Annotated in this window: 13 protein-coding genes and 4 pseudogenes; 13 read left to right on the top strand and 4 right to left on the bottom strand. The window is 61.3% G+C overall.

Annotated elements, in window-relative coordinates; translation table 11 throughout:
* The first annotated feature begins 25 nt into the window (after window positions 1–25).
* The 6 genes and pseudogenes from CF161_RS17805 (at window position 26) to CF161_RS17785 (ending at window position 6,044) form a co-directional block, all read left to right on the top strand.
* Complete coding sequence (locus CF161_RS17805) at window positions 26–1,675, top strand: acyl-CoA dehydrogenase family protein (RefSeq protein WP_043229737.1); 1,650 nt, start codon at window positions 26–28, stop codon at window positions 1,673–1,675.
* Window positions 1,676–1,783: 108 nt separating this feature from the next.
* Window positions 1,784–2,935: pseudogene (locus CF161_RS33695) on the top strand (acyl-CoA dehydrogenase family protein); the annotation flags it as partial.
* 141 nt (window positions 2,936–3,076) lie between these two features.
* Window positions 3,077–4,183: an acyl-CoA dehydrogenase family protein gene (locus CF161_RS33440; protein WP_256206424.1), complete on the top strand. Its 1,107-nt coding sequence runs from the start codon at window positions 3,077–3,079 to the stop codon at window positions 4,181–4,183.
* A 115-nt stretch (window positions 4,184–4,298) separates the two neighbouring features.
* Entirely contained in the window at window positions 4,299–4,736 is a 438-nt protein-coding gene (locus CF161_RS17795) for a MaoC family dehydratase N-terminal domain-containing protein (protein WP_020297977.1), read from the top strand.
* A gap of 10 nt (window positions 4,737–4,746) precedes the next feature.
* Window positions 4,747–5,154 (top strand): MaoC family dehydratase, encoded by a 408-nt coding sequence (locus CF161_RS17790; RefSeq protein ID WP_020297976.1) that lies wholly within the window; start codon window positions 4,747–4,749, stop codon window positions 5,152–5,154.
* Between the two features lie 89 nt (window positions 5,155–5,243).
* Window positions 5,244–6,044 carry an IclR family transcriptional regulator gene (locus CF161_RS17785; protein ID WP_020297975.1) on the top strand — a complete coding sequence of 267 codons (801 nt, stop codon included), beginning with the start codon at window positions 5,244–5,246 and terminating at the stop codon, window positions 6,042–6,044.
* Window positions 6,045–6,162: 118 nt separating this feature from the next.
* Here CF161_RS17785 and CF161_RS17780 read toward each other — a convergent pair.
* A pseudogene (locus tag CF161_RS17780) lies at window positions 6,163–6,932 on the bottom strand (SDR family oxidoreductase); the annotation flags it as partial.
* A gap of 435 nt (window positions 6,933–7,367) precedes the next feature.
* On the opposite strand from CF161_RS17780, the pseudogene CF161_RS33690 reads away from it, so the two are divergent.
* Window positions 7,368–8,447: pseudogene (locus CF161_RS33690) on the top strand (cache domain-containing protein); the annotation flags it as partial.
* A 327-nt stretch (window positions 8,448–8,774) separates the two neighbouring features.
* Window positions 8,775–9,311: pseudogene (locus CF161_RS33685) on the top strand (methyl-accepting chemotaxis protein); the annotation flags it as partial.
* A gap of 288 nt (window positions 9,312–9,599) precedes the next feature.
* Here the strand turns inward: CF161_RS33685 and CF161_RS17770 are convergent.
* Entirely contained in the window at window positions 9,600–10,514 is a 915-nt protein-coding gene (locus tag CF161_RS17770; RefSeq protein WP_020297972.1) for a LysR family transcriptional regulator, read from the bottom strand.
* A gap of 267 nt (window positions 10,515–10,781) precedes the next feature.
* Here CF161_RS17770 and CF161_RS17765 point away from each other — a divergent pair, with 267 nt between their 5' ends.
* Both CF161_RS17765 and pgm read left to right on the top strand, forming a co-directional pair.
* Window positions 10,782–11,804 carry a zinc-dependent alcohol dehydrogenase family protein gene (locus tag CF161_RS17765; RefSeq protein ID WP_020297971.1) on the top strand — a complete coding sequence of 341 codons (1,023 nt, stop codon included), beginning with the start codon at window positions 10,782–10,784 and terminating at the stop codon, window positions 11,802–11,804.
* A 238-nt stretch (window positions 11,805–12,042) separates the two neighbouring features.
* Window positions 12,043–13,689: a phosphoglucomutase (alpha-D-glucose-1,6-bisphosphate-dependent) gene (pgm, locus tag CF161_RS17760; RefSeq protein WP_020297969.1), complete on the top strand. Its 1,647-nt coding sequence runs from the start codon at window positions 12,043–12,045 to the stop codon at window positions 13,687–13,689.
* 58 nt (window positions 13,690–13,747) lie between these two features.
* Here pgm and CF161_RS17755 read toward each other — a convergent pair whose 3' ends face one another.
* On the bottom strand, window positions 13,748–14,443 hold the full coding sequence (locus CF161_RS17755; protein WP_020297968.1) for a pirin family protein: 696 nt from the start codon (window positions 14,441–14,443) through the stop codon (window positions 13,748–13,750).
* A 264-nt stretch (window positions 14,444–14,707) separates the two neighbouring features.
* Between CF161_RS17755 and CF161_RS17750 the strand changes: the two genes are divergently transcribed.
* The gene (locus tag CF161_RS17750) at window positions 14,708–17,167 is read left to right on the top strand and encodes a UvrD-helicase domain-containing protein (RefSeq protein WP_043229736.1); all 2,460 of its coding nucleotides are present in this window, start codon (window positions 14,708–14,710) and stop codon (window positions 17,165–17,167) included.
* Window positions 17,168–17,212: 45 nt separating this feature from the next.
* Here CF161_RS17750 and CF161_RS17745 read toward each other — a convergent pair whose 3' ends face one another.
* A complete protein-coding gene (locus CF161_RS17745) occupies window positions 17,213–17,482 on the bottom strand; it encodes a DUF1652 domain-containing protein (RefSeq protein WP_020297966.1) in 270 nt (89 codons plus the stop codon).
* 276 nt (window positions 17,483–17,758) lie between these two features.
* Here CF161_RS17745 and CF161_RS17740 point away from each other — a divergent pair, with 276 nt between their 5' ends.
* Both CF161_RS17740 and CF161_RS17735 read left to right on the top strand, forming a co-directional pair.
* Window positions 17,759–18,574, top strand: a complete 816-nt coding sequence (locus tag CF161_RS17740; protein ID WP_043229792.1) for an AraC family transcriptional regulator — start codon at window positions 17,759–17,761, stop codon at window positions 18,572–18,574.
* Window positions 18,575–18,625: 51 nt separating this feature from the next.
* Window positions 18,626–20,032, top strand: a complete 1,407-nt coding sequence (locus CF161_RS17735) for an FAD-binding oxidoreductase (protein WP_020297963.1) — start codon at window positions 18,626–18,628, stop codon at window positions 20,030–20,032.
* Window positions 20,033–20,044 lie beyond the last annotated feature (12 nt).

Below are 20,044 nucleotides of genomic sequence, written 5' to 3'. Positions count from 1 at the left end.
AATGCATTTATTGATTGAGACGGTTATGACAACAACAACTTCTTTTACCGCTCATTTGCAGGGTGCTGCGCAGGCGGCGCAACACTATGGCCACACCCTCCACGGGGCGGCTCGTGAGTTTTTCTGCAGTGACGGCCCGCCCGCTTCGGCCGTGCTCAAGCAGCATCAGCGCCTGCTCCATGGTTTGGCCTGGGTGGCGACGACTGTGGAGGCGATTGTTCGATCTGCCGAGTGGGGCCGGCAATTGGCGGCCAAGGGACACCTGGGCAAAGTGGATGAAATGGCCCTGGCCGTAGGCATCGCCGAATACCTGGCTCAGCTCGCTGGCGGCATCCCCATGGGGCAGAACGAGATATTTCGCCCTTGGGAGCTGGGGCTGGAGCCTGCGGCCCGGCGGCTTGCCGAACACCCGGATGTGCGCGCTCTGCAAGCCGCCGGTGGGGCGGCGGGGCGCTTGGCCCTGGTGCAGGCCTGGCGTGAGGGCGACAGGGTCAGCGAAACCCTGTTCGATCAGGATCTGGACCTGATTCGCGATCAGTTTCGGCGCTTTACCGCCAACGAAATCATCCCCTATGCCCATCAGTGGCACCTCAACGATGAGTTGATCCCCGATGCGTTGATTGCCCAGTTGGCGGAGCTTGGGGTGTTTGGTATCTGCATCCCTGCTGAATACGGCGGCATGGGGCTGGGCAAGCGAGCAATGTGCATCGTCACCGAGGAGCTCAGTCGTGGCTGGATCGCGGCAGGCTCGCTGGGCACACGCTCGGAAATCGCCGGTGACCTTATCGACTCGGTCGGCACCACCGAACAAAAGGCCCGTTGGCTGCCGGGGATTGCCTCGGGAAAAATCTTGCCAACGGCGGTGTTTACCGAGCCCAACAGTGGTTCCGACCTGGCCTCGCTGCGTACCCGCGCCAGTCGCACGGCCGATGGCAGCTGGCGCATTGACGGCAGTAAAACCTGGATTACCCACGCCGCCCGCAGCGACTTGATGACCTTGCTGGCGAGGTCAGAACCCGGGGTTGAGGGGCATGCCGGACTGTCGATGTTTTTGGCGGGGAAACCTCGGGGTACTCAAGCCGAACCGTTTCCTGCGGCGGGTATGACTGGCGGGGAGATCGAGGTCCTGGGGTACCGGGGCATGAAAGAGTATGAAATCGGCTTTGATGGTTTTGCAGTCGACGCTGACGGGCTGCTGGGTGGGGTGCAGGGCCAGGGCTTTCGGCAACTGATGCAAACCTTCGAGGGGGCGCGGATACAGACCGCGGCCCGGGCGGTTGGCGTTGCTTGGCGCGCGTTCGACCTGGCCTGGCAATACGCACTCGACCGCCAGCAGTTCGGGGCACCGATTATCGAGTTCCCTCGGGTGTCGGACAAGCTCGCGATGATGCTGGCCGAGGTGATCATGGCCCGTCAGCTCACGGTGTTTTCAGCGACCGCCAAGGAGCAGGGCCGGCGCTGTGACATCCAGGCCGGCATGGCCAAGTTGTTGGCTGCCCGGGTGGCGTGGAGCAACGCCGACGCGGGTTTGCAGATCCATGGTGGCAATGGCTATTCGTTGGAGTTCGAAATCAGCCGCGTGCTGTGCGACGCCAGGATCCTCAGCATCTTCGAGGGGGCTGCGGAAATTCAGGCCCAGGTCATCGGCCGCGGCCTGTTAGCCCAGGAACCCTGAGCATAGGTCGGAGGCAGACGAGTCAAGGGCGGTCAGGCAGCGGCCGATCGAACAATAAAAAGGCACCGAACAGGTCGACAGTTTTCGCAAGGCCGGTTGTCTGGGCCGATGGCGCTCAGCGCAACTGTCGATAAAAGGAGTCTAAAAAGCGAGGTAACCATGACACACCCTATGCACAACCTTCAGGCAGAAATGACAGAAATACTGGTCGCGATCGAGGATTCGGCGGAAAAATTTCTCAAGGACCGCGGAGGCCTGGATGTGCCTCGGCAGCACCGTGTATTCGAGCCCCAGGAATTGCCAAAACAGGAGTTCGGCCGTGACGACTGGCAGCAGATCGTCGCCCTGGGCTGGCCGGCCATGCTGGTGCCCGAGGCACTCGGCGGGCTGGAGCTGGGCCTTGATGCCGCGTCGTCGGTGGCGCGTAAAGTCGGGCGCTGGCTGGCGCCCGAACCGTTCACGGCGGTTGCTGGCGTGGTGGCGACGCTGCTGGCTGGTGCGTTAACCGCTGCATCTCGTGAACTCCTGGACGGGGTGTTAAGCGGCGAGCGTATCGTCGGCATCGCTCTGGATCTGGATGAGCGACTGAGTGCGTCGTCCATGGCCTGTCGAATCGAAGTTGGAGCAGAGGGGGAGCGTCGCCTGTATGGCGTGGCGCCGTATGTGGTGCCGGTCGATCCGGCCGATGGCTGGCTGATCGTTGCGCTGGATGAGCAAGGGGCGCCGATATTGCTGTACGTGGCAGCCGACAACGCAGGCCTTCGGGTCGAGCCGCAGATCGAGGCTGACGGGCGCTATCGGGCCCGCTTGTGCTTCGACGGTGTTCGCCTGTCGCGGCCGGCTATTGTGGCCCAGGGGCCTGAGGTCGTTGAGCTGCTGGGCCGAGCCGCCTCGATCGGTCGCCTGTTGTACGGCGCCGAGTTGCTGGGGGCCGCCGAGCAGATGCACGAACTGACCCGGGACTACATCTCGCAACGTCACCAGTTTGGCAAGCCGATCGGCAGTTTCCAGGTATTGCAGCACCGCTGTGTCGATGTGCTGATTCAGATCGAGCTGGCCCGTGCCAGCCTGCGCCAGGCTGTCGCGTGTGCCACGGATCAGGCGCTGAACATTGCCTCGCTGCAAGCCAATTTATGCGCCGGCCACGCGGCCATGGAGGCCGGTCAGGCGGCGGTCCACCTCCATGGCGCCATGGGCGTGACCGATGAGTGCGACGTAGGGCTTTATTTCAAGCGTGTGTTGGCGCTACTGCCACGTTTCGGTTCGGAGCAGACCCTGAAGCTGCGCTGGTTCGAGCTGACGCGAAATGACAACCCCGGGGACCCGGTGGTCAACGACTGGAGCGGTGAGTTTCCGAGGCATGACGATTGGGACTGTTGGTCAGACGGCGAATTTCGCCGCATGTTGCGGGCCTTTCTCGTCAGGCACTACCCAACACCCCTGCGGCATATGCCGCGCCGGGTGCATTGGCACGAAATCGGCGATTGGTACCGCTGCCTGTCCCAGCAGGGCTGGATCGCCCCAGCCTGGCCTGAAGCCCATGGCGGCATGGGGCTGCCCGCCGCCAAGCTGATCGCCTGGCACGAGGAGTTCGAAGCCTACGGCGTAGCAAGAGCCCCGGACCAGGGGATTTTGATGGTGGGGCCGGTTCTGATGCGGTTCGGAAGCGCCGAGCAGCAACAGCGTTTTCTGCCGAAAATCTTGAGCGGGGAGAACATCTGGTGCCAGGGTTATTCCGAACCCAATGCCGGCTCGGACCTTGCCAGCCTGCGCGCTGAGGCGCTGCTCGAAGGCGAGCACTTCATTGTTTCGGGCCAGAAAACCTGGACCACCCTGGCCCAGGATGCCACCCACATTTTCCTGCTGGTGCGCACCGACAAGGCGGCCAAACCGCAGGCAGGTATCAGCTTCCTGCTCTGTGACCTGAACTCACCGGGTATCAGCGTGCGTCCGATACGTGATCTCGCCGGGCACTGTGAGTTCTGTGAGGTGTTCTTCGACAAGGTGCGTGTGCCCCATGCAAACCTGGTGGGGCAGGTGAACCAAGGCTGGACCATTGCCAAGGCGTTGCTCGGGTTCGAGCGCCTGCACTTGGGGAGCCCCAAGCAGTCGCAGCATGCGTTGGGGCATTTGAAGGCGCTGGGGCAGCAGCTTGATTTGATGGACGACTCTGCCTTTCGTACCCGTTATGCCGAGTTGGCCCTGGATGTGGCGAACCTCACCGCGCTTTACACCCAGTACGCCGACTATGTGAAGCGCGGCGAACCTCTGCCGCCCTCGGTGTCGATGCTCAAGATCTGGGCGACTGAGACTTACCAGCGCATCGGCCTGGCCATCGTGCGCAATGCCGGCTCACTGGGCGCATTGTCCGGGGCGACGGCGACGGGAGACGGCCAGCAACACCTGCTGGCCGCGCTCTACAACGGCAGTGCCGCGAAGATCTACGGTGGCTCCAACGAAGTGCAGCGCAATATCCTGGCGCGCACGGTGCTGGAGCTACCGAGTTGAGGGGTAAATGGCGGTCAACCGCTTGCTGCTCAATGGCCGGCGGCAGGAACATCAAGCACGGGTGGCGGTGTAGCCACCCGGCTTTAACGTCAGCGATGGCCGAGGAGTACCGCAAATGATCGACAGACGTCATATCGGCGCCTTGGTTTCCAGTCACACGCAAGTGGTCGAGGCCGGCCGTCTGCGCTTTTTTGCCAAGGCGACCCAGCAGGCTGCGTGCTACAGCGACGAAGCGGCAGCGCTGGATGCGGGCTATCCGCGGTTGCCGGTGCCACCGACCTTTCTCTTTTGCCTCGACATGGAAGCCGGCGGCTCGGCGGCCACCCTCAAGCACTTGGGCCTGGATAACGGACGGATCCTGCACGGCGAGCAGGGTTTTACCTATCACCGCATGGTCTTTGCCGGTGAGCGCCTGAGTTTCGAGACCAGGATCGTCGACATCTATGACAAGAATGAGGGGGCTCTGGAGTTTGTGGTTCGCGAGACCCGTGTCACCGATGCCGATGGGCATTTGGTCGCGCAAATGCGCAATAGCCTGGTCATACGCCATTGAGGAGCCGTAGGTGAAACTTTCCGAAATCGAAATCGGCCACTGTTTGCCGCCGTTGACTGCCGAACCCATCAGCCGCCTGACACTGGCGTTGTATTGCGGCGCCTCTGGCGATCACAACCCGATCCATGTGGATATCGACTACGCCAAGCAGGTCGGTAGGTCCGATGTGTTCGCCCACGGAATGCTGTCCATGGCCTATCTGGGGCATGTGTTGACCCGCTGGGTGCCCCAGGAACGTTTGCTTCAGTTCTCGGTGCGGTTCGTGGCGCTGACCCAGGTCGGCGATGCTCTGAGCAGTTCCGGCAAAGTAGTTGAGATAGACATGGCTGCCGGCACCGCACGCCTGGAGATCACCAGCCGAAACCAGGCAGGTGAAATTAAGCTGTCAGGTGAAGCCGTGGTGGCCTTCGATGCGTGAAAGCGCTAGGCGCGCATGCGCCCGTTGACTGAGGTTTAGTAACCCTTAGAATTCATTCGCCATAAAGAATATTAATTCGAATAGTGAATATGACTTCAGAAAAAGAAAGCAACACCGCGACGGCGAGCGCCCCCGGTCCTAAAGAAGTCGGCGCGGTGGTCAACGCCATCCAAATCCTCCGTCACCTCGCCCAATGCACCGAGCCCAAAGGCGTTGCGGCTATTGCCCGGGCAACGGGCATCAGCCCCAGCAGTGCTTTCAACATCCTGCGCACCCTGACCAATGAACAGTGGGTGTCCTTCAGCGATAGCGGCAAGACTTACAGCCTGGGGCTGGGGCTTTCCGAACTGGCAGTCAGTTTTATCGGCCGCAGCTACGCTGACCTCATCCAGCCAGAGCTTGAGCGCCTGAGCCTGAACCACCGCATCATGGTCTTGCTGTGGGAGGTCACCGGCGATAACTACATGCACGCCATCGCCCGTGCCATCCCGGCCGTGGCGCATATCGACGTCAATCTCAAAACCCGCATGCCCGAGTTGTTGGGTGCCAGCGGGCGGTGTATTGCGGGCCTGCGCAATCTGCCGGAAGACGAACTGCGCCGGCGTTTCGCCCGCCTGCATTGGGAAAGCCCGCCGAGCTTCGAGAGCTATTTGGACGAAGCTCGTCAAACCTTGCACACCGGCTGGGCCATTGATGATGGCAACCTGTATCGCGGCGTCAGCGTGGTATCCAGTGCCGTGACTGACCACCACAACCAACCGCGTTTCGTGGTTTCCGGTATTGGCATCAGCGCCCAGTACGATCGCACTCAACTGGAGGCTCTGGGCGAGGCGCTAAGCAGCACGTCAGGGTTTATCAGCCGGGCATTGTTTCCTGGGGAAAAGCGCTGACCGCTCAACGCAGCTCGAGAGGCCCTCGCTTGCGGGCCCCAATACGGGAAGTGAGAGGCTCTCGGAATCTGCAAGGATAAAACAACACCGCCGGGGCCCTTATACGGGCCCCGGCAGTGCCGTACCAGTATTGAGCGGTCACACCGCCGTCCATCAGGAAGTCGCTGCCGGTGATGAATGTCCCTTCGGGGCCCATCAGCAGCGCCGCGACCGCCGCGCTTGGCCGCGCAGGATTCGATCATGCGGCGATACCCATCCCCACGCGGGCCCTTGAGTTCATCCCGGGCCAGGGGGGGAAGATAATGCCCGGGCGGATGGTGTTGACACGTGCGCCGCGCTTGTCCCAGCGAACGGCTTGCGCCGCCACGCGCAGCGAGTTGCCACGATCTGGTAGGCGTTCAGGGAGTCGGTGACCCGCTCGGGTGCAGCATTGGCAGCGCAAGAAGCGCTTCAGTCGGGGTCAACGCCAAGGCTTGGTTCTGCTCGGCGCTGAGCGCCGGCAAGCGGTGCCCTGACTGCGAGGCGATAACGATGTCCCCCTTTGGCGATGACCTCCAAACAGCTCCAGCACCAGGGCAGTGCCATATAAATCGACCAGGAGGATGGTGGCAGGCGTGGCCTGAGACGGAGAAACGCCTGCGGCGTGGATGACGCCGGTGATGTCGCCCATACGTGTCGTCTGGGCGACGAGTGCCTGGACCGACTCGCGGGATGAGACATCAACCCTGGCTGTTGTGACCTCGAAACCTGCGTCGCTCATGACCTTTGCGGCAGCGTCTGCAGTTGCTTGCTGCAGTCTGCCAGCAACACCTGTTTGCCAGCGCTGACGCGCCGAGCGATGGCTTGGCCGATCGAGCCGGCTCCGATAACTACAGTGACCTCGGTCATCTTTATGTTCCTGGGCGGGTGTGAGGCCACTTTAGGGCGCGCAGCGCTTGATGATTAGCCTTCCAGCAGCGCGTGGCCTTGTGAGCTCAATTCAGCAGTTGCCCCGTTCAAGCCCGGGCATTGGTGAAACACCCTCATGAGCCTATGCAGTCATGACCTGATTGAGTCGCCCCAGGTTTCGTAGCCAGCTCTTTTCTTAAACCCGGCTCAAGGGTTCTCTCGTAAACCCGGTCAGTAAAGATGTTACGCATTGGCCAACATTGCGTTGTGCCTGGATGTTCGCCGCGCAAAAGCTTTCAGTCTCGTTCTAAAGTGCGCACCGTCGCGGTCGATAATTCAGGGTACGCATGGGCTCTATCTCCTCATAACAACACATGCGACGTTCAGCACTAGCGTTTCCCCTTGCCAAAACTATAAATACCCGCAGGTGAAGTCATGAATATCAAGCAGAAGCTGACCTGGGCGTTCGCGGCTATCGCGTGCGTCCCGGTCATCCTGGTCGCCATTTTGGTAGTGCTGAATCTGCGAGAAGGGGCCCTGGCCAATTTCCTCGACAGCAGCGGTCGCGAGATCCGCCAGATCGACAATGGCATGAAGCAGTTTTTCGACGGCATCAGCCAAAACGTCGACTACGTAGCCAAGGACCCGCGCGTTGTCGCGGCCAAAGACCTCAAGAGCTACGCGGGCGCCGAAGCAGCGCAAATCCCCCTCACTCAGACCAACAAAGAGCTGCTGGCGATATTCGACCAGTTCGCCAAAAGCCATCCGAGTACCGCTTACCTGTCCCTGGGGCTGAGCGATGGCGGCTACGCCAGTTGGCCGGACGACACCAAACTGAACAACTACGACCCGCGCGTACGTCCCTGGTACAAAGCGGCCATCGCCGCGCCAGGCGCCACCGTGCGTACCGGTGCCTACTATTGGGCGCCGGACGATGTGACGCTGATCGGCACCGTGCACACTGTCGCCGACGCCGCCGGGAATATCCTGGGAGTGGTTGGCCTGGACGTGTCGCTCAAACAGCTCACCGAACTGGTGCGCAACATCAAGCTGGGCGACAGCGGCTACCTGATGCTGGTGGAAGCCAACGGCAACGTGCTGGTAGACCCCAGCGACGCCAAGCACAACTTCAAACCCCTGGCCGACCTGGGCCCCAACTACGCCGAACTCGCCAAGCGCGGCGACGGTGTGACCCAGATCGAGATCGATGGCGTGCCCTACATGGCCAACGTGGTCAGTTCCAAAGACCTGGGCTGGCGCTTTATCGGCCTGATCAAGCGTGACGAAGTGCTGGCCGACGCCACCCGCCTGACCTGGTTGATCGCCGCCATTGCTGCGGCCTTGGCGTTGGTGTTCGCGATAGTGGGCGCCAGCTTTGCCAGCGTCATCGTGCGTCCGATTCGCGGCGTGGCCGACGGCCTGCAAGAAATCGCCGAAGGAGAAGGCGACCTGACGCGCCAACTCAAGGTGCAGGGCAAGGACGAAACCGCCAGCCTGGCGGGCTGGTTCAACCAGTTCCTGAGCATGATCGCGCAATTGGTGCAGCGCATCGGCAGCGCTTCATCTGACCTGCAGACCGCCGCCGCCGACACCAGCGAAGTGGCCAACAACATGAACCAGGCCGCAGGTCGCCAGCGGGAAGCCGTGGAACTGGTGAGCACGGCGTTCAACGAAATGGTCGCTACTGCCAACGAAGTCGCGCGTTCGTGCAGTGCCGCCGCGTCGAGTGCCGACGAAGGTTATCGCGACGTACACGACGGCCAGCAACACATCGGCGAAGCCACCGGCAGCGTGCTCAAACTCAGCGAAGACCTGCAAAAGTCGACCCAGACCATGCAGCTGCTGGAGCAGGACAGTCAGAACATCAACACCATTCTCGACACCATCCGCTCGATTGCCGAGCAGACCAACCTGCTGGCGCTCAACGCGGCAATTGAAGCGGCGCGCGCCGGTGACCAAGGCCGAGGCTTCGCCGTGGTCGCCGACGAAGTCCGCGCCCTGGCCCGTCGAACAGCCGACTCCACCGGCGAGATCGACAGCTTGCTGGGCAATCTCGCCCGCCGCACCCAGGAGGTCACGCAACAGATGCAAGGCAGCCTGCAGGTGTCCCACGCCAGCGTGGAACGCATCCAGCAGGCACGTGACAGCTTCGACAAGATCCGTGGCTCGGTGGACTCGATCCGCGACCAGAATACCCAGATCGCCACAGCCGCCGAGGAGCAGCACCAGGTGGCCGAAGAGATCAATCGGCACATCGCGCAGATCCATGCCGATGCCCAACTGGTCGAAGGCTTTGCCCAGTCCTCACAGACTGGCTCGGGTCGATTGATAGAAATTTCCGGTCAGCTCAAAGGCCTGGTGGGTCGTTTCAAGTATTAGGATTCCCACCCGGATGAAAGCGGTGAGCACTCACCGCTTTCACTTGGCCGATCTACGCAGTTTTTATCGCTGAAAGCCTCAGGCCGCTCTATCGAATCGCAGAGAGTCCGGTCAGAACCATCCTCATCAATAGCCCGCTTGGCCTTAGGCAGGGGGGCATGCTTTGCAAACCCTCTAAAGCATGCCCGCAGATTTGCCCCCGATTATGGCAATCCACTGGAAGTGAATGGATCTTGAGGGGCTATGACAAGGCAGAAATGATCAGTCGAACAGCCTGCCCGACGACGCCTAAAGACTCTCAGGGTCGCCAAAGAACATCTGAATCCGCGAGCGCAACCAACGCTCTCCCGGATCGTTGTCCTGAGAGCCGCGCCAGGCCATGTGCAGTTCAAAGTCGCGTACCGGCAGCGGCGGGTCTTCGGCGCGTACGCCGCCGGCGGCGGTCAGGGCTTCGGCGGTGTAGTCGGGAACTGTGGCCAGGATATCGGTGCCCGCCAGCAGGGTGCTCAAGCCGTTGAACTGCGGTACGGCAAGCACCACATGGCGTTTGCGTCCGAGTTTTTCCAACTCTTCATCGATAAAACCGCTGAGGTCGCCGGCGAACGAGACCAGGGCATGGGGGCGGGCGCAGAAGTCATCCAGGCTCAAGGCGCCGGGTACGGTGTCGGCGCGCAGCAATTTGGGCAGGCTGCGGCGCAATACCTTGCGCTTGGCGTTGGCCGGCAGGTCGGTGGTGTAGCTGACGCCAATCGAGATTTCGCCCGAGGCCAGCAGCGCCGGCATCAGCAGGTAGTTGGCGCGCCGTACCACCAGCACGATTCCGGGAGCTTCGGCGCGAAGGCGCTTGAGCAGCATGGGCAGCAGCGCGAACTCGACATCGTCCGACAGACCGATGCGAAACACGGCGGTGCTGGTGGCCGGGTCGAATTCGGCGGCGCGGCTGACCGCGGTCGAAATCGAATCCAGGGCCGGCGAGAGCAGGGCGAAGATTTCCACCGCTCGCGCCGAAGGTTCCATGCTGCGGCCGGTGCGCACGAACAGGGGGTCGTCGAACAGGTTGCGCAGGCGCGACAACGCCGCGCTGATGGCGGGCTGGCCGAGGAACAATTTCTCGGCGGCACGGGTCACACTGCGTTCATGCATCAATGTTTCGAACACGATCAACAGGTTCAGGTCGACACGACGCAGGTCATTACGATTCATCTGGAGTCCTGGCAGAGTCAGCAAACTTGACGAGAGCGGCCATATAAGAACAATGGCCGGCGTGAATCTTACGGGGAAAGGCTGCTACTCTGCACCGGCTAATTGAGTTTCCTGCCAGGCAGGTTCGCTCTGGCGCGCGGTTTATAAGGGTTACCGGAGCTGCGGAATCAATGACAGGCATGTCGACTATTAATAGCCACTGATGGTCTTGCTGTAAAAGCCCAGATAAAGTTCAGGGCATTAGAGGTTACTTTGACGAGGTTTGCGATGTCCCGCACGATCCGTTTTCACAAGTTTGGCTCGGCCGAGGTGCTCAAATGCGAAGAGCATGCGGCCGCTTTGCCTGCGCCAGGCGAAGTGCAGGTGCGCGTCGAGGCGATTGGCATCAGTTGGTATGACATTCTCTGGCGCCAGAACCTGGCCTCGTCCCATGCTCGCCTGCCTTCAGGCCTGGGCCATGAGATGGCCGGTGTGGTCACCGCAGTCGGTGATGGCGTCGACGACCTGGCAGTGGGTGACAAAGTCGCCAGTTTCCCTGCCGAAAGCCCCAATGATTACCCGGTATACGGCGAGCAGATCGTATTGCCGCGTTCGGCCCTGACCCGTTACCCAGACATTCTCAGCCCGATCGAGGCCAGCGTGCATTACACGCCGCTGCTGATTGCCTATTTCGCCTACGCCGATCTGGCACGAGTCAAACCCGGGCAGTTCGCCCTGGTTACCGACGCCAGCCATTGCGCCGGGCCGTCCTTTGTCCAGTTGGGCAAAGCCCTTGGGGTGCGGGTGATTGCCGCGACCAAGACCGCGGAAGAGCGCGAGTACCTGCTGTCCCTGGGCGCCGAGAAAGTGATCGTCACCGAAGAACAGGACCTGCTGATGCAGATCAACAAGTTCACGGACGGCCGTGGCGTGGACGTGGTGTTCGATGGCTTGGGTGGCCCGCAGATGTCACTGCTGGGCGATGTTCTGGCGCCGCGTGGCAGCCTGGTCTTGTATGGCCTGCAGGGCGGCAACCAGACGCCGTTCCCGGCCTGCGCGGCGTTCCAGAAGAACATCCAGTTCTTTGTGCACTGCATCGGCAACTTCACCGGCAAGCCGGAGCTGGGGATCGTCCAGGACCAGGTGGCACTGCAACGGGCCTTGCGTGACATCAACCAGCTGACCGCGGACCGCGTGCTGGTGCCGTTGAAGACCCGGGTGTTCCCGTTCAATGAGTTTGTCGAGGCGCACCGTTACATGGATGAGTGTCCATGCCGCGAGCGGGTTGCGCTGCAGGTCGAATCGGCCTGATCTCCACGCCAGGGTTCGCCACCACGAACCCTGGCGTTTTTTATCGCATAGGTGCTTCAAGCGCCGGTCTTTTATCTTCCCTCCTGATCACTCCAGCCCGTCCCGGGCATCGCTTGAGTGTTTGTCGTGCAAATTCTGCAAGTTCCTCCCATGCCACGGGATAGATCCCGTCGCGCGATGGTCAAACTGCCAGTAAACTGCCTTCCACTCCCGAATCATCCTTTTCCAGAGGTTTTGCATGACACTCAGTCCTTTTGCGGGCAAGCCGGCACCAGCTGAATTGTTGGTCGATATCCCGCGACTGGTAACGGCCTATTACACCGGCCAGCCCGATGCTTCGGTTTCTACCCAACGTGTTGCCTTTGGTACTTCGGGGCACCGTGGCAGCTCGTTCGATCTGAGTTTCAACGAATGGCACGTACTGGCCATCAGTCAGGCCATCTGCCTGTATCGCGAATCCCAGGGCATCGATGGGCCGCTGTTTGTCGGCATCGATACCCATGCGCTGTCCACGCCTGCCGGCGCCAGCGCCCTGGAAGTCCTGGCCGCCAACGGTGTGGCGGTCATGATTGCCGCCGGGGATGAGTACACGCCCACTCCGGCAGTTTCCCACGCCATCCTGTGCTACAACCGCGGCCGTACTTCGGGCCTGGCGGACGGCATCGTCATCACCCCATCGCACAACCCGCCACAAAGCGGCGGTTACAAGTACAACCCCACCAACGGTGGCCCGGCCGATACCCATATCACCAAGTGGATCGAAGCCAAGGCCAACGAATTGCTCGCGGCCAAACTCGCCGGGGTCAAGCGCATCAGCTACGAGCAGGCGCTGAAAGCCGATACCACCCACCGCCACGATTACCTCAACACCTATGTCGCCGACCTGATCAATGTGATCGACATGGACGCCATCCGTGGCGCCAAGCTGCATCTGGGCGTCGATCCACTGGGTGGCGCCGGTGTGCGCTATTGGTCGGCAATCGCCGAGCACTATCGCCTGGACCTGGACGTGGTGAACAAGCAGGTCGACCCGACTTTCCGTTTTATGTCGGTGGACTGGGACGGGCAGATCCGCATGGACCCGTCCTCCAGCTACGCAATGCAGGGGCTGATCGGCCTGAAGGATCGCTTCGATGTGGCCTTTGCCTGCGACCCGGACCACGACCGCCACGGCATCGTCACCCCGAGTGGTGGCCTGCTGGCGCCGAATAATTACCTGGCAGTCACCATCGACTACCTGTTCCAGAATCGTCCGCAATGGCGCGCCGATGCCGCCGTTGGCAAAACTGTGGTCAGCAGTGGCCTGATTGACCGGGTTGCCAAGCGCTTGGGCCGCCGTTTGTATGAAGTGCCGGTAGGCTTCAAGTGGTTTGCCGATGGCTTGTTCGATGGCTCGCTGGGTTTTGGCGGCGAAGAAAGCGCCGGGGCCTCGTTCCTGCGCAAGGATGGCGGTGTCTGGAGTACTGACAAGGACGGGTTGATCCCAGCCTTGCTGGCAGCAGAAATGACCGCCCGTACTGGCCGCGATCCCAGCCAGGCTTACCGTGCCCTGTGTGATGAGTTGGGCGAACCGTTCTCGGTGCGAGTCGATGCCAAGGCCAATCCGCAACAGAAAGCCCTGCTCAGCAAGCTTTCGCCGCAGCAGGTCACCTCGACCCAGCTGGCTGGCGAAGCGATTGAGCAGATCCTCAGCCACGCGCCGGGTAATGATCAGGCCATTGGCGGGCTCAAGGTCATGACCGCCAACGGCTGGTTCGCCGCGCGGCCTTCGGGCACTGAAGACATCTACAAGATCTACGCCGAAAGCTTTATCGGTGATGACCACCTCAAGCAACTGGTGCAGGAAGCCCAGACCCTGGTGGATGGCGCCATCAGCGGCAACTGACAGGCAGATAAAAAAAGGGCGACCCCCAGGGTCGCCCTTTTTAATGGCCTGTGTTTTATCAGGCCAGGTCCACCAGCACGATTTCACTGTCTTCGATTGCCGTCACCCGCAAGAGGCGTTCCTCGGCGACCGCTACACCGTCTCGAGCTTGTGCGCGCAAGCCGTTGACTTCAATCACCCCGGTAGCGGGCACCAGATAGGCACGCCGGCCCGGGTCCAGTGCATATTCGGCTGATTCGCCAGCCTTGAGGTTGGCCGCCACCAGGCGCGCATCGGCGCGAATCCGCAGGCTCTGGTCATCGCCTTGCTTGCCGCTGGCCAAGGTCACAAACCCTTCGCGCTGGCCTTTGGGGAAAGGCTTGGCGCCCCAGGACGGCGCTGCGCCGGCCTGGTTGGGGATGATCCAGATCTGAAAAATCCGGGTTGGCGTCGACTCCAGGTTGTACTCGCTGTGGGCGATCCCGGTGCCGGCACTCATCACCTGCACGTCGCCGGCTGCGGTCCGGCCTTTATTGCCGAGGTTGTCCTGGTGAGTGATGGCGCCTTCACGCACATAGGTGATGATTTCCATGTCGCGGTGCGGGTGCTGGGGGAAGCCGGTGCCAGGGGCGATCACGTCATCGTTCCACACCCGCAGGTTGCCCCAGTTCATGCGCGCCGGGTCGTGGTATTCGGCGAACGAAAAGTGGTGGTGAGCATCCAGCCAGCCATGATGGGCGCCGCCCAGGGATGCAAAAGGTCTGAGTTCAAGCATGATCGTCTCCTGTAAGGGGTCGGCCTGGTCGCTGCCGTAGAGCGCCGATCCCGGTTGATGGCGAGCATCATCTATCAGCCATGTATCGATAAAAAGCGCAAAAAATGCCGTAATCCAATCTATAAATTAGATGTTTATGCGGGCGGATTGCTGCTGTCGAATCTTCAATTCATCGCTTAAGTGGATGACCTGTAAGCATTTCGCTAGAAGTCAGGGGCAAATGCAGCGACCATAGCCCACACAGCCTCACACCCTGGAGTCAGCGTGCCGCAACACACCCCCGATCTTCCTCCCGAGCTTTTGCCATTGGCCGAAATGCCGCTGTTCAAGCGGTTGGCAGCCAGGTTTTTCGGACATGGCCTTACCCGCCTACGCGCCCAGCATCGGGCTTCCTGGCTGCATGGTCAGGCGGATGGCTTTCGCAGCGGGCATACCGCTGGCGTCGAGTATGGCTATAAGGAGGGCAAGCTCGAAGGCATCGAGGAAGGCCGCCAGGTGCTGTTGATCCGCGATACGCGCAATACCGAGCACCGTGCTCCCGGCGTAGATGACTTGCTGTTCGATGACTGGCGCCTGCCGCTGAGTGCGGAGTTGAAGAAGCGCATCAAGGCCGATGTCGCGCGCTTGCTGCCGGCCCATGCCCAGCCGAGCACGGCGCAGTGGAAGATGATTTTCAGCGATACCCCGTCCACTTCCGTGATCGCCGGCGCCGGGGCAGGCAAGTCGACTTCCCTGGTGCTGCGCATCCTGCTGCTGCATCACTACCTGGGCTTTGAGCTCGATTCCTTGACGGTGGTGACCTTTACCCGTGAGTCGCGCAAGGACTTTATCCAGAAGCTGACCCAGGTGTTCAGCCTTTGGGGCCTCAGCCTGGGTTTGCGCGAGGCGCGGGAAGTAGTGCGCACCTTTCACTCGCGGATTCTGCCGATGGTGCGCAGCCTGCCGGGGTTCGAACGTCTGCAGGCGTTTGAAAACCTCAGTGAGCGTGGGCCGGGCGCGGATGAGGAGGTGGAGAGCAACCCGTTCGACCTGCGCATCAACGACGCCCAACGGCGTCACCTGAATGCCTGCTACCACACCTTGCATGGCCGCGATGAGCGCTTTCGCCAGGCGATCAAGCCGCTGTTGCGCCATGCCTTGCAGCTCAAGGAGCTGGAGCGCGATCACCCTGATGTGCAAAAGCGCATGGCGGTCACCGAATTGGCCGCCAAGCGCGACGAAGAGCTGTGCGACACCCTGGAAGACCTGTGGTTTCGAGCCGGTGCCTGGCCGATCAAGGGCATCGAGCCCAATCGGCAAAGCATCGAAATCAACGGCTCGCGTTTCCATTGCCATGGTTATGCGGCCGAGCTGGATGCTTGGGTGGTGCTGGGCTTCGACCCAAGGGAAAACCCCCAGGTCAGCCGTCCCGGGGCCAAGCTCACGGTGCGCGCGGAATGGGCGGTCAAACGCACCCTGTTTCAAGCTTTCTGTCATAAGCCTTTGATATGGCTTGATTCCTATGACTCGGCGAAGCGCGTCCTGTCGTCATTGGCCGGGGATGCCAGCGCGGGGCCGGGTTTCGATTACAAGGTCAAGGGTGAGCTGGCTTCGGCGCCATTGCTGGACTGTTTTGTCGGTGCCGCAGGCTTTATCGAGAACCTCGGGCTGGATGTGTGCGATGCGGTCGGGCGCATGAGCTTTGCCAAGGATGACCCGGATCGGCATTTCTTCGAGGCGCTCAGCCTGTTCTGGCGGGCCCTGGAAGACCATCTGCTGGACCAGTCACCGCCGATCATGAGCTACAACCGCATGTTCGCCTTGTTCAGCGAGCATTCGCCGGAGAACCTCAAGCTGCTGAGCAATGAGCGCCTGCGCCCTTTGTCGCATCTGATGATCGACGAATTCCAGGACGTTTCGCCGCAGATCGTCTCCTGGCTTCGCGCCTGCCTGCGAGAAATCCGCAGTCGCGGCCCGGCCATGCATATAGGGCGCGGGGCCCAACGGTCGTCCCTGCTGTGTGTGGGCGACGACTGGCAGTCGATCTACGGCTGGCGCGGCAGTTCGCCGAAGTATTTCATGGAGTTCAATAAGGAATTCCCGTCGCCCAGCACCACCCGGGTCATGCTCAGCGAGAACTACCGCAGCCATCAGCACATCATCGATGCCGCGGAGCACATCGTCCGGGCGGCGCCGGCGATCAGCGGGAAAAAAGCCAAAGCCAGTGGGGCCGAGCAGGATCTGCGCCCGGTGCAGGTGCTGGACCGCGATGACGCAGGCTTGGGCAAGCGCCTGGCCGAGCACTATCAGAAGGGCGATTCAATCTTGATGTTGTTTCGAAAAAGTAGCGATAAGTTATTGATTGAAGAGCATATTAATCAAATAGTTAATGTTGATTCTAGGTTGCCGATCGAAGCCCGCAGGCTTAAGCAACTGACCTATCACAGCTCCAAGGGCTTGCAGGCGGACGCCGTGTTCCTGCTGGGTGATTGCCAGCACTTGACCAGCTCGCCCTACAAGAATCAGGTCTACCGCATGGCCGGCCTGGGCAAGGACGGCGACGCCGAGCCCTACGACAGCGCGCAGAAGGATGAAATCCTGCGCCTGGCCTATGTCGGCATCACCCGTGCGGTGAAGCACTGTTACTGGTATGTCGATGGGCAGGAGTCCGCGGCGGCCAATGCACCCAAGGCGTCTGATCGGGTTGCGCGGGGCAAAGCGTTCTTCAACGATCTGCGTGCATGAAAAAGCCCGCTGTATAAGCGGGCCTTGGCTCAACAGGATGGGTGGTCAGGCCTTGAGTGCCAGAGGCGGCATGAAGGACTCAAGTTCATCTTCCACCGCCTCGATTATTCGCTCGACGTCGGTGGCGTTCATCACGGTGGCGCAGGGGATGCCGGCTATGGCGATCATGGTTTCGCCACTGACGCGATCAAAAAGCCGGGCGATCATGCTGCCGGGCGCGTCCATGCTGGCCTCGAAACCCATGGGGTGAAAATGCCAGCGCATCAACTGGCATGCGTTGGGAAAGGTGACCTTGCTGACGGAAACTCTATTCATGAGATGCCCACCTGGATCATTGAGCGCTTCCTTTTGCTCGCGGTAGGTAAGGAGGGACCGTCGATGGTCCTTCCTGTGGAGTGTGTAAAAGTAGCACCCGCTTGTGACACTCCGCGGTTTTTTTTCAGGCCGTTTGGCGATTGCCTGGCAGAATTTTGATGCAGGTCATGTCCTCGCGGTTTTTGGGCACAATGCCAGTATTCCCACGGCCGGGATTGCCCATTGAAGCCGCCTGCCAACTTCGGCAAGCTCTGTTTTTATTTCGCCGAGTGCCCTATGTCCGCCTTTGATGACGGCCCGCAGCAAACCCAGGCCACCGCCGAAACCGTGATGCGCTATCACCTGTGCTGGAAACACCGGGATCTGGATGGCGTAATGGCGCTTTACCATCCCGAGATTCAATACAGCGACTTTTTCCAGAACCGCACCCTGGGCCTGGATCAATTGCGTGAGTACGTGGCCAGCAGCATGCCACGGGACCCGGACGAAGCCCTGGAGCACAGCGATCGCATCCGCGTGGATGGCAATACCGCGTTTATCCAGTATCAGGTCACATTGCGTGGCGGCCGAGGCCTGGTGTCATTTCGCGCCAGCGAGGCGATTACCGTGCGCGACGGGCTGATCTGGCGCGTCAACGAATACGCCTCCCTGGTGCACGAGACCCTGCCGGACAAGGCGCGCCACAGTACGCGCCCAGCTGCGAGCCGCCTGGGATTGTCGCCGCGCCAGCTGAGCTTCATGGCCGAGGACTTGCAGCAGTATTTCGAGCGGCAACAGCCGTATCTGGATCCTGAGCTGGATTTGCAGCGGGTGGCGAAGGAGTGCGGTTACAGCCGCAATCAGATTTCCTACCTGCTCAACCAAGTGCTGGGCCAGAGCTTCTATCGCTATGTGAATCAGGCGCGCTTGCAGCATTTGCTGCTGGCGCTGGACCAGGCGACGCCCCCGCTGCGTGTCGATGAGCTGGCCTTTGCCGCCGGTTTCAATTCGTTGTCGGCGTTCTACAGCTGTTTTCGCCAGCACACCGGCCAGTCGCCCAAGGCCTATGCCAAGCAAATTTCTTTGCGTGCACGCGCGCAAGACAACGCCTGACCCCAGCCACTAGGATCGCCGCTATCGAAAATTCGGTTGCGGAGTTGTTGCATGCCAGCATGGCGCACGATCAGTTTGTGGATGGACCAGCTCGACGAGCCGCTGCTGGCACGGCCGTCTCTTGAGCAGGATCTGGATGTCGACGTAGCCATCATCGGTGCCGGTTACACCGGGCTGTGGACGGCTTACTACCTCAAGCACCAGGCGCCGCAGTTGCGCATTGCCATTGTCGAGGCCCAGACCGCCGGCTTCGGTGCCTCAGGGCGCAATGGCGGCTGGCTGATGGGCAATCTGTTGGGGGAGGACAGGTTGCTGGCCGGCTTGTCGAGCGAACAGCGTCGAGCGTCCTTTGATCTGCTCCACGGCATTCCGGATGAAGTGGCAAACGTCATCGAACGTGAAGCTATCGACTGCGATTACCGCAAGGGCGGGGTGTTGTACTGCGCGGCGCGCTATCGCGAACAGGAAACCAGCCTGCGTCAATACCTGGCCAAGTTGCATGCCCAGGGCCTTGGCGATGCCGACTACCACTGGCTCAGCCCCGAGCAACTGGGCCAGCAGGTGCGTATCGCCAACGCCTACGGCGCCATCTATTCCCCTCATTGCGCGACCATCCATCCCGCCAAGCTGGTGCGTGGCCTGGCGCGGGTGGTTGAAGGCATGGGCGTGCAGATCTACGAGAACAGCCCGGTCACCCATTGGCAGTCTGGCGGGCTGCGGACGGCCAAGGCCCAGGTGCACAGCCGCTGGACGGTGCCGGCGGTAGAAGGCTACTCCGTGACCTTGCCGCCCCTGGGCCGCTACCAGATGCCGGTGCAGAGCCTGCTGGTGGCCACCGAACCGCTGTCCCAGGCACTGTGGGACGAGATCGGCCTGGAGCACGGGCAAGCGTTCAGTGAAAGCAGCCGTCAGGTGACCTACGGCCAGCGCACCCTGGATAACCGCCTGGTGTTCGGTGCCCGTGGCGGATACCGCTTTGCCGGCAAGCTGCGGCATGACTTCACCTTGAGCGACAACGAAGTCGGGTTGCGCCGCTATCTGTTCGGCGAGCTGTTTCCACAGCTGAAGAATGTGCGCATCACCCACTCCTGGGGCGGCAACCTGGGCATGTCCCGTCACTTCAAGCCCCATATGCTCTGCGACCGGCGCCATGGTATTGCCCTGGCCGGTGGCTACGGTGGCGAAGGGGTTGGCGCCAGCAACCTGGGCGGCCGCACCCTGGCCGATCTGATTCTTGAACGCGAAAGCCCACTGGTGTGCCAGCCCTGGGTCATGGCCAACGGTAGTGTGGATGGCTTGCGCCCCTGGGAGCCCGAACCGTGCCGCTGGCTGGGCTACAACGCGATCATTCGCAGTTTTGTCCATGAAGACCAGACCCTGGCCAACCCGGCCAGCCCACCGTGGCGGCGCAAGCTGGCCAGTCGCGTGGCCGGTTTCATGGAAGGTTTCATGCACTGACTGTGCGATTTC

It is taken from the genome of Pseudomonas sp. CF161 (assembly GCF_000416215.1).
GTDB lineage: Bacteria > Pseudomonadota > Gammaproteobacteria > Pseudomonadales > Pseudomonadaceae > Aquipseudomonas.
The sequence above is the reverse complement of the archived record's forward strand: the minus strand, read 5'-3'. Positions and strand labels throughout refer to the sequence as shown.